Source organism: Sphaerisporangium sp. NPDC004334, assembly GCF_053602655.1.
This window is the reverse complement of record NZ_JBSGDZ010000029.1, coordinates 86,922-99,779: the sequence shown is the minus strand read 5'-3', so window position 1 is coordinate 99,779 and position 12,858 is coordinate 86,922. Positions and strand designations below refer to the sequence as shown.

12 protein-coding genes are annotated in these 12,858 nt (G+C 70.7%); 7 read left to right on the top strand and 5 right to left on the bottom strand.

Annotated features, from left to right (window positions below):
• Positions 1-89: 89 nt before the first annotated feature.
• The 6 genes from ACWEN6_RS32170 (at position 90) to ACWEN6_RS32145 (ending at position 7,577) form a co-directional block, all read left to right on the top strand.
• Positions 90-1,457: an RDD family protein gene (locus tag ACWEN6_RS32170; RefSeq protein ID WP_452575499.1), complete on the top strand. Its 1,368-nt coding sequence runs from the start codon at positions 90-92 to the stop codon at positions 1,455-1,457.
• Between the two features lie 169 nt (positions 1,458-1,626).
• Positions 1,627-2,373 (top strand): RDD family protein, encoded by a 747-nt coding sequence (locus ACWEN6_RS32165; RefSeq protein ID WP_452575497.1) that lies wholly within the window; start codon positions 1,627-1,629, stop codon positions 2,371-2,373.
• Between the two features lie 289 nt (positions 2,374-2,662).
• Entirely contained in the window at positions 2,663-2,821 is a 159-nt protein-coding gene (locus ACWEN6_RS32160) for a hypothetical protein (RefSeq protein ID WP_354844345.1), read from the top strand.
• 138 nt (positions 2,822-2,959) lie between these two features.
• Positions 2,960-3,292, top strand: coding sequence for a histone-like nucleoid-structuring protein Lsr2 (locus ACWEN6_RS32155; protein WP_452575495.1), 333 nt, complete (start codon positions 2,960-2,962; stop codon positions 3,290-3,292).
• A 312-nt stretch (positions 3,293-3,604) separates the two neighbouring features.
• Entirely contained in the window at positions 3,605-6,151 is a 2,547-nt protein-coding gene (locus ACWEN6_RS32150) for an ATP-dependent Clp protease ATP-binding subunit (protein WP_452575493.1), read from the top strand.
• Between the two features lie 481 nt (positions 6,152-6,632).
• Complete coding sequence (locus ACWEN6_RS32145) at positions 6,633-7,577, top strand: sugar phosphate isomerase/epimerase family protein (RefSeq protein ID WP_354844354.1); 945 nt, start codon at positions 6,633-6,635, stop codon at positions 7,575-7,577.
• 50 nt (positions 7,578-7,627) lie between these two features.
• Here ACWEN6_RS32145 and ACWEN6_RS32140 read toward each other — a convergent pair whose 3' ends face one another.
• Entirely contained in the window at positions 7,628-8,494 is an 867-nt protein-coding gene (locus ACWEN6_RS32140) for an A/G-specific adenine glycosylase (protein WP_452575491.1), read from the bottom strand.
• Positions 8,495-8,654: 160 nt separating this feature from the next.
• Here ACWEN6_RS32140 and ACWEN6_RS32135 point away from each other — a divergent pair, with 160 nt between their 5' ends.
• A complete protein-coding gene (locus ACWEN6_RS32135) occupies positions 8,655-9,404 on the top strand; it encodes a hypothetical protein (protein WP_452575489.1) in 750 nt (249 codons plus the stop codon).
• A gap of 64 nt (positions 9,405-9,468) precedes the next feature.
• Here ACWEN6_RS32135 and disA read toward each other — a convergent pair whose 3' ends face one another.
• The 4 genes from disA to ACWEN6_RS32115 all read right to left on the bottom strand — a co-directional run bounded on the left by disA (position 9,469) and on the right by ACWEN6_RS32115 (position 12,826).
• Positions 9,469-10,545, bottom strand: coding sequence for a DNA integrity scanning diadenylate cyclase DisA (disA, locus tag ACWEN6_RS32130; protein ID WP_452575487.1), 1,077 nt, complete (start codon positions 10,543-10,545; stop codon positions 9,469-9,471).
• A 68-nt stretch (positions 10,546-10,613) separates the two neighbouring features.
• Positions 10,614-12,044: a DNA repair protein RadA gene (radA, locus tag ACWEN6_RS32125; protein ID WP_452575485.1), complete on the bottom strand. Its 1,431-nt coding sequence runs from the start codon at positions 12,042-12,044 to the stop codon at positions 10,614-10,616.
• A gap of 87 nt (positions 12,045-12,131) precedes the next feature.
• Complete coding sequence (trxA, locus tag ACWEN6_RS32120; RefSeq protein WP_354844369.1) at positions 12,132-12,446, bottom strand: thioredoxin; 315 nt, start codon at positions 12,444-12,446, stop codon at positions 12,132-12,134.
• Positions 12,443-12,826 carry a MerR family transcriptional regulator gene (locus ACWEN6_RS32115; protein ID WP_452575483.1) on the bottom strand — a complete coding sequence of 128 codons (384 nt, stop codon included), beginning with the start codon at positions 12,824-12,826 and terminating at the stop codon, positions 12,443-12,445. The genes trxA and ACWEN6_RS32115 overlap by 4 nt, the downstream gene beginning before the upstream one ends.
• Between the last annotated feature and the right edge of the window lie 32 nt (positions 12,827-12,858).

Sequence of the window (12,858 nt, the reverse complement as noted above, 5' to 3'; positions counted from 1 at the left end):
GACTGTTGATCCCGCTGTCGCTACCTTGGCAACACCACGGCACGTGCGCCTGACAGAGGCCACGTGCGAAGCCGAAGTGAGGTGACACGGTGAGCACCGGACAGCCGCCGTACCCACGCGACGAGCCGGACGAGGGTCATTCGTCAACCGGCTCTCCGCAATATGGGCAGCAGAACCCCCCGGGCATCGATCCGGAGGTGACCGTCGTCCACCGTCCCCAGCCGGCCTCGGAGCACTCCGCCTACCCCCAGCAGGGCTATGGCCAGCAGGGAGCCTATGGCCAGCAGCCAGGGACGGGAGCCTACGGCCAGCCGGGCGCCTACGGCCAGCAGGGTGGAACCGGAGCCTACGGCCAGCCTTCCCACCCCCAGCAGGGGCAGGGCTACGGGCAGCCGCAGTACGGCCAGCAGGCCCAGCAGGGCCAGCAGCAGTACGGGCAGCAGCCCCAGCAGTACGGGCAGCAGGCGTACGGCCAGCAGGGCCAGCAGGAGGCCCAGCAGGGCTATGGCCAGCAGGGCCAGTCGCCGTCCTACGGGCAGCCGCAGTACGGCCAGCAGACCGGCGGCTACGGCCAGCCGCAGGGCTACGGGCAGCCGCAGTACGGCCAGCAGGCCCAGCAGGGCCAGCAGCAGTACGGCCAGCCGGAGGCCCAGCAGGGCTACGGCCAGCAGGGCCAGTACGGCCAGCAGGACGCGCAGCAGGCGTACGGCCAGCAGGCCCAGTACGGGCAGCAGCAGTACGGGCAGCAGGCCCAGTACGGGCAGCCGCAGTACGGGCAGCAGGCCGGCCACGACCAGCAGGGCTACGGGCAGCAGCACGCCCAGCAGGCGCCGCCGTACGGGGCGGCCTACGGCCAGCAGGGCTACGGCCAGCAGCAGTACGGCCAGCAGGGGTACGGCCCTGCCGGCTACCAGCAGGGCTACCCGGCCACCGGCACGCAGCCTCCGGGCGCCCCCGCCCCGCTGGCCGAGTGGTGGCAGCGCCTGGTGGCCCGCATCATCGACATCGTCATCATCGTGATCCCGTATGTGATCCTCAACGCCGTGCTGGCGGCGCTCATCGTCACCGCGCCGAGCTTCGACCCCGCGACGGGCGCGATCAGCCCGGGCGGCGGCGTCTTCCTGGCCAGCCTGCTGACGGCGATCCTGGCCGGGCTGGTCTGGGTCGGCTACGAGTTCCTGATGACGAAGCAGCGCGGCCAGACGGTCGGCAAGATCGTCATGGGCATCAAGATCGTCCCAGTGGGCGGCGGCGTCGAGGGCGGGCTCGCCTCGGACGTCGCGATCAAGCGCGCCGGCGTCCTGTGGGGCTTCGAGTTCCTCGCGTGGGTCCCGGTCGTGGGCCTGGTCACGTGGGTGTTCTACCTGGTGAACGTCCTGTGGCAGTTCTGGGACAAGCCGCTGCAGCAATGTCTGCACGACAAGGTCGCCAAGACCGTCGTCGTGAAGATCAAGTAAGCGGCGCGCGATCGGGGCCGGGGGTGATCCCCCGGCCTCGTTTGCTATATGCGACCGAGTCGGCGCACACGTGGCGACCGAATCGGCGAAAAGGTAACGGACATACCCCTACATGCGATAGGACCTTGCACGAACCGCAGCTTCCTTCGCAGTCGCGAAAGGTGACGAAATGACGGCAGAACCACCCCCCGGCGGTTACGATCCGCAGGGCCCGGGCCAGCCATACGGCAACCCCCAGGGTGGCGGCTATGGCGCCCCTCAGGGCGGCTATGGCGCCCCTCAGGGCGGCTATGGCGCTCCCCAGGGCGGCTATGGCGCTCCCCAGGGCGGCTATGGTGCACCCCAGAGCGGGCACGGCGCACCCCAGGGCTACAACGCCCCCTACGGCGGCCCCCAGGGCGCGCCGCTTCCTCCCGGCGCTCCCGCGCCGCTGGCCGAGTGGTGGGAGAGGTGGGTCGCCCGGATCATCGACATGCTGATCTTCGGCGTCGTCTACTTCATCCTGAACCTCATCCTCTCCCCGATGTTCGTGCCGTCGACGGAGGAAATTCTCGCCAACCCCGGTGTGGCGGTCGGCTCCTCCTTCGTCCCCGGCCTGGTCTCGGCGATCATCGCCTACGGCGCGTACGCCGCCTATGACTACGTGCTGCATTCCAAGGACGGGCAGACCATCGGCAAGAAGGTCATGAAGATCCGCCTCGTCGGCGTCGGCGGCGCTCCGGTGGATTCGTCGGCGTTGATGAAGCGCTCGGCTATCTACCCCGGCGTGCTGGTGCTGTACGGCATTCCCTTCCTCGGCGTCCTGTCGGGCATCTTCGTCCTCGTCCTCGGCGTGCTTATCCTCACCGACAAGCCGCTACAGCAGGGCCTGCACGACAAGCTCGCGGGCACGGTTGTGGTCAAGGCTCCCCGCTGAGATCAGCTTTATTGACGGGACGGCCGCGGCGCGGCCGTCCCGTCCGTGTTTTCCGGCGGATCCGCCTTTCCCGGGCCATCCGGTAAGACGCCTGGAGAGACGGAGAATGCTGTGGAACGGTCCTTCGCGGCTTTGGCCCCCGGCCCCGCAACCCCCGCTGACCTCCTGTGGGGATAGAGTCGGACCGTGACTCCCGGATGAGCGGGCCGTGGTACAGAGCGCGGGAGTCTCGTGTGACAATTAACGTGGGAGGGGCGCTGAATGCCCACCCCGCGTGGAGCGAGGATCAATGAACGATGTATTGTCCGCGTTGATACCACCCTTGGTGGTCGCCGCGGTGGTCATCATCGCGGTCGTCAAGCTGTTCCGTTCCGAAGCGGGGGGCCGGCGTCAGGAGGCGGAGTCCTCGGAGAAGTCATCTGAGGCATCTGAGGCTTCTTCCGACTGACCGGAGGGCCCGGCGCCGCGGCTCCTCTTGTACCTGTGGGTTCCATGAGAACCTGTGGGTTCCGTGAATTGTCAGCCGGGGGTACCGGGTATATCTTTGGCTGGCGAATCGAACAATGCTCTGCGAAAGGATTGCCAGATGGCCACGCAGATCCAGAAGATACTCATCGACGACCTCGATGGTGGCGAGGCCAATGAGACTGTCACCTTCGCGATTGATGGCTCCGCTTACGAGATTGACCTGAGCGGCGACAACGCCAAGAAGCTACGCGAGGCGCTGTCGGCTTTCGTGTCCAATGCCCGCCGGGCGGAGGGCGTCGCCACCCGGGGTCGCAAGCGGGGCGGCGGCCAGCGTCCGTCCCGGGAAAAGAGCTCGGAGATCAGGGCGTGGGCGAAGGCTCACGGGATCTCCGTCAGCGAGCGCGGTCGTATTGCCTCCTCTGTGGTCGAGCAGTACGAAGCGGCACACTGACGAGCTCTTTGTGGATCACTCGGCTATGGCGGTGACCAGTCAGGAATCGCCGCCATAGCCGCATGATCGTGTTTTCCGAGCGTGATCGTCCGGGGCGCGGCCCGGGGGTACACGTAAAACGGCGATGTTAAACGTCGTTCGCTTGCGGCGTAGCGGGAACATGTGACCCCCCAACAGTAGTTGGATGGAGCGTGAACGCCCTGCTCTCGGGGAACGTCTCCTGTCTAGAGCGGTCACCGGTCGGGGCTAGCATGCGGATGCGGCGGGCCCGGATATCCCGAGCTGCCTGACCGCTCTGTGAGGAGCGACGAGATGTTCGAAAGGTTCACTGACCGCGCACGGCGGGTTGTCGTCCTGGCCCAAGAAGAGGCCCGGATGCTCAACCACAACTACATCGGCACTGAGCACATTCTTCTTGGCTTGATCCATGAGGGTGAGGGTGTTGCCGCCAAGGCTCTTGAGAGCCTCGGCATCAGTCTTGAAGGTGTGCGCCAGCAGGTCGAGGAGATCATCGGCCAGGGGCAGTCGGCGCCGTCGGGGCACATTCCGTTCACCCCGCGCGCCAAGAAGGTCCTTGAGCTGTCGCTCCGCGAGGCCTTGCAACTGGGTCACAACTACATCGGCACCGAGCACATCCTCTTGGGCCTCATCCGCGAGGGCGAGGGCGTTGCCGCTCAGGTGCTGGTGAAGCTTGGCGCAGATCTCAACAGAGTGCGCCAGCAGGTCATCCAGTTGCTCCACGGCTACCAGGGCAAGGAGCCGGCGGCGGCGGGAGGTCCCCAGGAGTCCGCCCCCTCCACCTCTCTTGTGCTGGACCAGTTCGGCCGCAACCTGACCCAGGCCGCGCGTGAGGGCAAGCTCGACCCGGTGATCGGGCGCGACAAGGAGATCGAGCGGGTGATGCAGGTCCTGTCCCGCAGGACCAAGAACAACCCCGTTCTGGTCGGCGAGCCCGGCGTCGGCAAGACCGCCGTGGTGGAGGGCCTGTCCCAGAAGATCGTCAAGGGCGAGGTGCCCGAGACGCTGAAGGACAAGCAGCTCTACACGCTCGACCTCGGCGCGCTGGTGGCCGGCTCGCGCTACCGCGGCGACTTCGAAGAGCGCCTGAAGAAGGTCCTCAAGGAGATCCGCACGCGCGGCGACATCATCCTGTTCATCGACGAGCTGCACACGCTCGTCGGCGCGGGCGCCGCCGAGGGCGCGATCGACGCCGCCAGCATCCTCAAGCCGATGCTGGCCCGCGGCGAGCTGCAGACCATCGGCGCCACGACGCTCGACGAGTACCGCAAGCACCTGGAGAAGGACGCCGCGCTCGAGCGCCGCTTCCAGCCCATCCAGGTCGCCGAGCCCTCGCTGAGCCACACGATCGAGATCCTCAAGGGCCTGCGCGACCGTTACGAGGCGCACCACCGCGTGACGATCACCGACGCGGCGCTCGTGGCGGCGGCCCAGCTCGCCGACCGCTACATCAGCGACCGCTTCCTGCCCGACAAGGCGATCGACCTCATCGACGAGGCCGGCTCGCGCATGCGCATCCGCCGCATGACCGCGCCGCCGGACCTGCGCGAGTTCGACGAGAAGATCGCCCAGGTGCGCCGCGACAAGGAGTCCGCGATCGACGCGCAGGACTTCGAGAAGGCCGCCGCCCTCCGCGACCAGGAGAAGCAGCTCCAGCTCAAGCGCGACCGCCGCGAGAAGGAGTGGAAGGCCGGCGACATGGACGTCGTCGCCGAGGTCACCGAGGAGCTCATCGCCGAGGTCCTCGCGACGGCCACCGGCATCCCGGTCTTCAAGCTCACCGAGGAGGAGTCCCAGCGGCTGCTCCGCATGGAGGACGAGCTCCACAAGCGCATCATCGGCCAGGACGACGCCATCAAGGGCCTGTCCCGGGCGATCCGCCGCACGCGTGCGGGCCTGAAGGACCCGCGCCGTCCCGGTGGCTCGTTCATCTTCGCCGGCCCGTCCGGCGTCGGTAAGACCGAGCTGTCCAAGGCGCTCGCCGAGTTCCTCTTCGGGGACGAGGACGCGCTGATCATGTTGGACATGTCCGAGTTCATGGAGAAGCACACCGTCTCGCGGCTGTTCGGCTCCCCGCCCGGCTACGTCGGGTACGAGGAGGGCGGCCAGCTCACCGAGAAGGTCCGGCGCAAGCCGTTCTCCGTGGTCCTGTTCGACGAGATCGAGAAGGCCCACCCGGACATCTTCAACTCGCTGCTGCAGATCCTGGAGGACGGTCGCCTGACCGACGCCCAGGGCCGCGTCGTGGACTTCAAGAACACCGTCATCATCATGACGACCAACCTCGGCACCCGCGACATCTCCAAGGGCATCGGGGTCGGGTTCGCCAAGAGCAACGACGTCGAGGGCAACTACGACCGGATGAAGTCCAAGGTCCAGGAGGAGCTCAAGCAGCACTTCCGGCCCGAGTTCCTCAACCGCGTCGACGACGTCGTGGTGTTCCACCAGCTCACTCCGACCGAGATCATCAAGATCGTCGATCTGATGCTGGCCCAGGTGGACGCCCGCCTCAAGGACCGCGACATGGGTCTGGAGCTCACCGACGCCGCGAAGCAGCTGCTGGCCGACCGCGGGTACGACCCCGTGCTCGGCGCCCGGCCGCTGCGCCGCACCATCCAGCGCGAGCTGGAGGACACGCTGTCGGAGAAGATCCTCTACGGCGACCTCCGTCCCGGTCAGGTCGTCAAGATCGCGACCGAGGGCGAGGGCGACGAGGCCACGTTCACCTTCGTCGGTGAGCAGAAGGCACAGCCCGAGATCCCCGACTCCGCGGCGGCCATCGCCGAGCCGGCGAGCAGCCGCGCCGGCGCCTCCGCCCGGCCGGCGGACCGCTCGGCCTAGTGATCGCTCGGCTTCGCACCGCGCGGCCGTGATGACCACACGGTCATGACGGCCGCGCGGCCGCTCGCCGGCTTCGGGCTCTGGTGACGGGTCGGCCCCGCCACCAGGCAGGACATCGCCGCGGGACCCCTCGTGAGACCACCTCACGAGGGGTCCTTCGCATTTCATGAGATCACTTTGACCGTATCCGCTATGACACCACCGCAAGTAGTACTACACTCCGTAGAGCGAATCGGGTCAGAGTCGTGCCCACACGGCTCACAAGATCGACCGAGTGCGGTGAGCACCGCCGAGATCCCCCCACTGGTGTAGCGGGGGATCCGCTGCCGGGAGGACGCGGCGGCGGGTGCCGGCCGGGCAGACTCGGGCGAGCCAGGGCCGGATTCCTGGCAGGGAGGGCAATGCCGCGCGCGCCGGAACCGGCGCCCCGTGGCCATGAGGCCCGACAAGCGAACGCACGTACGCCTGGGAGGCACCCGAGATGCGCCTGTGTCATGAGGACGGCACGCTCGTTCACCTGTCCTACAACGCGGGCGTGCACCCCGCCGAGGACCTGGAGAACCTGATCGCCCACCTCACGCGGTACGCCGTGCCCGTGCGCAAACGGCTCGGGGTCGACCGGCTCGGCATCGGCATGTGGCTGGCCCCGGCGGTGGCCGACCACCTCGTGGCCGACCGCATCGAGCTGGTGCGGCTGCGTCGCTCGCTGGAGGAGCGCGGCCTGGAGGTCGTCAGCCTCAACGGCGCGGGCGGCCGGGGCATGGGGCAGGACACCCCGGGGCCCGACTGGGCCAAGCCCGAGCGCTACCGCTACACGATGTCCCTGGCGCGCATCCTGGCCTTCCTGCTTCCCGAGGACGTCCGCTTCGGCAGCATCTCCACGATCCCGATCGGCTGGCGGCGCGACTGGCCCGCCGACCTGCACGCCATCGCCTCCCGGCGGCTGGACCGGCTCTCCCGTGAGCTGCGCGGCCTGCACAGCGTCACCGGCAAGACCATCAGGGTCGGCTTCCAGCCCTGGCCGGGCTGCGTGCTGGAGACCACCGAGCAGGCGGTCGAGCGGGTGTGCGGCATCGACTCCGAGTACCTCGGCGTCTGCCTGGACGCCTGCCACCTGACCTGCGGCGTCGAGGAGCCCGGCGCGGCCCTGCGCGGGGTCGCGGCGGCCGGCGCCTCGGTGGTCAAGCTCGGTCACGTGCACAACCACACCGGCGAGGCCCCGGCCACCGAGTCGATCCTCACCGACACCCTGACCGCCATCCTGTCGGGCCCGGCGGCCGCCGGCGCCCACATCGAGGTGGAGGCGCACGGGCTGGCCAGCCCCGCGAAGGGCAAGGGCCCCGCCGCCCTGGTCGCCACCCTCGCCGACGAGCTCGACTGGACCCGCCGCAACCTCACCGCCCTCGGCCTCAAACTCGCCGCCTGACCCCGACCTCCGAGCCCGCGCTACGGGTGGGTGTTCGAGCGGCCCGGTGGTCAGGCGGGCAGGCGGTAGGCGTCGTCGGGGAGGGCCTCGGCCAGGCCGTCGGCGACCAGGCCGTCGAGGGCGCGCTCGCGCTGTACGGCGTCGTCCCAGACCACGTCCAGGGCGGCCTTGGGCACGGCGCCGTGGGCCTCCCGCAGGACGGCGAGCAGGCGTCCCCGGCACTGCCGGTCGGTGCCGGCGTAGGTCTGGCCGCGGCGCTCGGGGCCCTGGTAGGCGGGGCGGCCCGCCAGGCGCCAGGCGCAGGCGGCGGCGACCGGGCAGTCGGCGCACCGGGGCGCGCGCGCCGTGCATACCAGCGCGCCGAGTTCCATGACCGCGACCGCCCAGCGCGGCGCGTCCAGAGGGGGGAGCAGCGACTCGGCCAGTTTGCGCTCGGCGGTCGTGGTGGCCTTCGGCGGGTACTCCTCGCCGCGTACGGCCCGGGCCAGCACCCGCCGCACGTTGGTGTCCAGCACCGCGTGGCTGCCGCCGAAGGCGAAGCTGGCGACCGCGGCGGCGGTGTAGTCGCCGACGCCGGGCAGAGCGCGCAGCGACTCGTGGCTCGACGGCACCCGCCCGCCGTGCTCGGCGGTGATCGCCCGGGCGCAGGCGTGCAGGTTGAGGGCGCGGCGCGGATATCCGAGGCGTCCCCAGTGGCGCACGGCCTCGCCGGGCGGCTCGGCGGCGAGCGCCGCGGGGGTGGGCCAGCGCCGCATCCACTCGTCCCACACCGGCAGGACGCGCACCACGGGCGTCTGCTGCAGCATGATCTCGCTCACCAGGATCGCCCACGGCCCGGCGTCCGGCCGCCGCCAGGGGAGGTCCCTGGCGTTCTCGGCGTACCAGTCGAGGATGGGGGTGTGCAGTCCGGTGGCCACGGGACCGAGCCTAACGGGGCTTCGCGGGGCGGCGCTCGTAACGCCTGCGCCGTCGGCGCGGAGCGATTGTGGTGGTTCGCCGGGAGTGGGGCGGTACGGGGGCCGCCCGCGTCGGCGGGTCGTTACCCACCTGAGAGTCTGAAGTCACCATACTGACTGTATGGATCCGGACACGTTCCGTGGCGATGTCGGCGTCGAGGGGCCGGAGGTCTACTGGCGCCGCCGGGTGTCGGTGCTCACCGGGGCGCTGGTCGTCGTGGCCGTGGTCGCGTGGGCCTGCTCCAGCGCCTCCGGGGGCGCGGGTCCCGGCGGGCGGCCGGTGACGGCCGCGTCCAGAGATCCGAGCCGGTCCCCGAGCGCGACGGCCTGGCCCACGGCGGCGCCCGTCCCGGGTTCGGCGGGGAAGACGGCCGGAGACGGCGGAGCCGGCGGGAACGACGGAGGCGCCCGGGTGGCGGGAGCGCCGCACGCCTCGCGGCCGCGCACGCCTTCGCCGAGCCCGCACCGTCCCCGCCGCCCGGGCGACCGGTGCGGCGACGCCGACCTGGTGATCAGCCTGCGCGGGCGGTCGGAGGTCTACTCCGGGGGGCGCGTCCCCAGGTTCATGCTCACCGTGGTCAACATCGGCCGGTTCGACTGCACGGTGGACGTCGGGCCCCGCAAGGTCGAGGTGCGCGTCACCTCCGGCTCCGACCGCGTGTGGTCGACCGCCGACTGCGTGAGCGGCGAGGGCGCCGACGTGCGGCGACTGTCGCGCGGGGTGCCGCACGTGCGCATGGTCGGCTGGGACCGGCGCCGCTCGGGGCCCGACTGCCGCGCGGCCCGCCCGCGGGCGGCCAACGGCACCTACGTGGCGGCGGCGCGGCTGGGCGCGCTCAGGAGCCGCAAGGTCGTCTTCCACCTGCGCTGAAGGTCGTCTTCCACCTGCGCTGAGTGAGCCCTTCGGCGTCCCGGCCGCCGAGCGCACGCGCGGGTCAGACGTAGCGTTCGAGGATGGATGCCTCGGCCAGGCGGGAGAGGCCCTCGCGCACGCTGCGCGCCCGGGACTCGCCGACGCCGCCCACCGACTGCAGGTCGTCGGTGCTGGCCGCCAGGAGCTTCTGGAGGCCGCCGAAATGGTCCACGAGCCGGTCCACGACGCTCGCGGGCAGCCGGGGGACCTTGGCCAGCAGGCGGAACCCACGGGGGCTCACCGGGCTTTCCAGGGCCTCGGAGCCGGTGTGGCCGAGCACGTGGGCGACCGCCGTGAGGTCGAGCAGGTCGGAGGGGGACAGCAGGTCGAGCTCCGCCAGCGACTCGTCGACCCGGTGCGGCCCGGCGGGCAGGTAGTCGCGCATGATCAGGTCGCGGTCCTCCTCGACCCCGGCGACCAGCTCGGCGAGCTGAAGCGACAGCAGCCGGCCGTCGACGCCGAGCTCGACGACGTACCCCTCGATCTCGCCGGCGATGCGGCGCACCATCTCCAGCCGCTGGACGACGGCCGTCACGTCGCGCACGGTGACGAGGTCTTCGATCTCCAGGGCCGACAGCGTGCCGGACACCTCGTCCAGGCGCATCTTGTAGCGCTCGAGGGTCGCGAGGGCCTGGTTGGCCCTGGACAGGATCGCCGCGGACTCCTCAAGGACGTAGCGGACGCCTTCGAGGTAGAGGGCGATGATGCGCATGGACTTGCTGATGGTGATGACCGGGTAGCCGGTCTGGCGCGCCACCCGCTGGGCGGTGCGGTGGCGGGTGCCGGACTCGTTGGTCGGCAGCGAGGAGTCGGGGACGAGGTGGACGGCCGCCCGCAGGATCTTGCGGCCCGGGCGGTCGAGCACGATGGCGCCGTCCATCTTGGCCAGCTCGCGCAGGCGCGTCGCGGAGAACTCCACGTCGAGGGTGAAGCCCCCCGTGCAGACCTCCTCGACCTTCTGGTCGTGGCCGAGCACGATCAGGCCGCCGGTGTGGCCACGGAGGATGCGCTCCAGGCCGTCGCGCAGCTCGGTGCCCGGAGCGAGCATCGCAAGCGTGGATCTTCGCCGTTCGTCGATCCCCTTGTTGGTGTTTGCCACAGGGCCCCCGCTGGTCGCTGACGTCGCCCAGTTTACCGGCGAAGAGGCGGCCGTACCCGGACGCCGCTTCAGGTTACGTGGGTGAGCGCGTCCCATACGTTCTCGGCTTCGGTGACGTCGAAACCTTGGGAGAAGGTGGTCGTGCGGACGGGCGGGCGGGAGACGGGCACCGGCCGCAGGGACTCCTTGTCCGCCGCGGCGATCGCGGAAGGGGCCTGGTCGAGGGAGCCGGCGGGGATCAGGGCGCGGGTGAAGCCCAGGCGGGCGGCCTCGGCGACCCGCCGGCGGACGTCCCTGACCGGGCGCAGCTCACCGGCCAGGCCGACCTCGCCCAGCACGACGAGGCCGGGCGGCAGCGGGCGGTCGCCCGCCGCGCTGGCCACGGCCAGCATCACGGCGAGATCGACCGCGGGGTCGTTCAGGCGGATGCCGCCGACGGTCGCGGTGAACACGTCGCAACCGCTCAGCCTGGCGTTGAGCCGGCGTTCGAGCACCGCGAGGATCATCGTGACGCGGAAGGGGTCGAGGCCGGAGGAGGAGCGGCGGGGCTGCTGGGCCTCGGTGGGGCCGACGAGCGCCTGCACCTCGGCGGGCAGCGGGCGGGTGCCCTCGACGGTCACGGTGACGCAGGTGCCGGGGACCGGCTCGGAGCGCCGTGAGACGAACAGGCCGCTCGGGTCGGGCAGGCCGCGGATGCCGGCCTCGTCGAGGTCGAAGCAGCCGACCTCGTCGGTGGGGCCGAAGCGGTTCTTGATGCACCTGACCATGCGCAGCCGGGAGTGGCGGTCGCCCTCGAAGTGCAGGACGACGTCGACCAGGTGCTCGAGCACGCGGGGGCCGGCGATCGAGCCGTCCTTGGTGACGTGGCCGACCAGCACCGTGGACATGCCGCGCTCTTTGGCCAGCCGGACCAGGTTGCCGGTGACCTCGCGCACCTGGGTGACGCCGCCGGGCACGCCGGTGGCCTGGGAGGAGCCGATGGTCTGCACGGAGTCGACGATGAGCAGCCGCGGCTGGACCTTCTCGACGTGGCTGACCAGCGCGGAAAGATCGGTCTCGGCGGCGAGGTAGAGCTGGTCCTGGATGGCGCCGATGCGGTCGGCGCGCATGCGCACCTGGGCCGAGGACTCCTCGCCGGTGATGTACAGCACCGTCTCGTGGCGGGCGATGCTGGCCGCGGCCTCCAGCAGCAGGGTGGACTTGCCGATGCCCGGCTCGCCGGCGAGCAGGACGACGGCGCCCGGGACCATGCCGCCGCCGAGCACGCGGTCGAGCTCGCCGACGCCGGTGCTGCGCGCGCGGGCGAACTCGGCCTTGACCTGGCCGATGGGCACGGCGGGCGCGGTGACCGCGCCGCCCTGGACGACGTGGACCCCGGCGCGGGCGCCCTCTTCGTCGACCGTGCCCCATGCCTGGCACTCGCCGCAGCGGCCCACCCACTTGGTGGTGCGCCAGCCGCATTCGGTGCAGCGGTAGCCGGCCTTCTGCGTCTTGGTCATGCGGGGCACGTTATCGGCTGGGGCCGACAAACCTCACCGCGTGCGCCTCCCGTCCCCCGGCGCCCGTCGCATCACCGCAGGTGGGGCTCAGAACTCGCCTTCCAGGTCGGCGAGCAGGAGCCGCTTGGGCTTGGCGCCGATCACCTGGCGCACCACCTCGCCGTCCCGGTAGAGGTTCAGGGTGGGAAGCCCCAGCACCCCGTAACGGGAGGCGATCTCGGGGTGGTCGTCGAAATTGATCTTCGCCACGGTCAGCCGGTCGCCGTACTCGGCGGCGATCTCCTCCAGGATGGGGGCCACCATGCGGCACGGTGGGCACCATTCGGCCCAGAAGTCCACCAGCACGGGCTTGTCGCTGCGCAGGACCTGCTCGTCGAAGTTCTCGGCGGTCAATGTGATCATGATCGTGCTCCTCCGGTTCTCAGCGCGCATCCCGGGCACGCCTCGGCGAACTGCGCCGCCACCTCGGCGCGGCGCGCCAGCAGGGTGCGGATCTGGTCGTCTATCTCGGCGAGCTTTCGCCGGTAGACCTCGACGGACTCGGGACAGGCGTCGCCGGACCGGTTGCCGGCCCGCAGGCACTCCACGAACGGGCGGGCGTCCTCCAGCGTGAACCCGACGGTCAGCAGCGAGCGGATCTCGGTGACGAGCCTCAGGTCCGACTCGTCGTACTCCCGGTACCCGTTGGTCGAGCGCCGCGCCGCGAGCAGCCCCTGCTGCTCGTAGTAGCGCAGCGCCCGCGTGCTGACCCCCGCCCGCCTCGCCAGCTCTCCGATGCGCATCGGCCCTCCCTGATCCGCGCTCACGCTAACCC

Bases quoted from the DNA above. Each gene is read 5' to 3' on its own strand.
- ACWEN6_RS32135 (WP_452575489.1), top strand. From the start codon at position 8,655: ATGGATCCGGACACGTTCCGTGGCGATGTCGGCGTCGAGGGGCCGGAG.
- ACWEN6_RS32115 (WP_452575483.1), bottom strand. From the start codon at position 12,826: ATGCGCATCGGAGAGCTGGCGAGGCGGGCGGGGGTCAGCACGCGGGCG.
- ACWEN6_RS32150 (WP_452575493.1), top strand. From the start codon at position 3,605: ATGTTCGAAAGGTTCACTGACCGCGCACGGCGGGTTGTCGTCCTGGCC.
- trxA (WP_354844369.1), bottom strand. From the start codon at position 12,446: ATGATCACATTGACCGCCGAGAACTTCGACGAGCAGGTCCTGCGCAGC.
- ACWEN6_RS32165 (WP_452575497.1), top strand. From the start codon at position 1,627: ATGACGGCAGAACCACCCCCCGGCGGTTACGATCCGCAGGGCCCGGGC.
- ACWEN6_RS32160 (WP_354844345.1), top strand. From the start codon at position 2,663: ATGAACGATGTATTGTCCGCGTTGATACCACCCTTGGTGGTCGCCGCG.
- ACWEN6_RS32145 (WP_354844354.1), top strand. From the start codon at position 6,633: ATGCGCCTGTGTCATGAGGACGGCACGCTCGTTCACCTGTCCTACAAC.
- ACWEN6_RS32155 (WP_452575495.1), top strand. From the start codon at position 2,960: ATGGCCACGCAGATCCAGAAGATACTCATCGACGACCTCGATGGTGGC.
- radA (WP_452575485.1), bottom strand. From the start codon at position 12,044: ATGACCAAGACGCAGAAGGCCGGCTACCGCTGCACCGAATGCGGCTGG.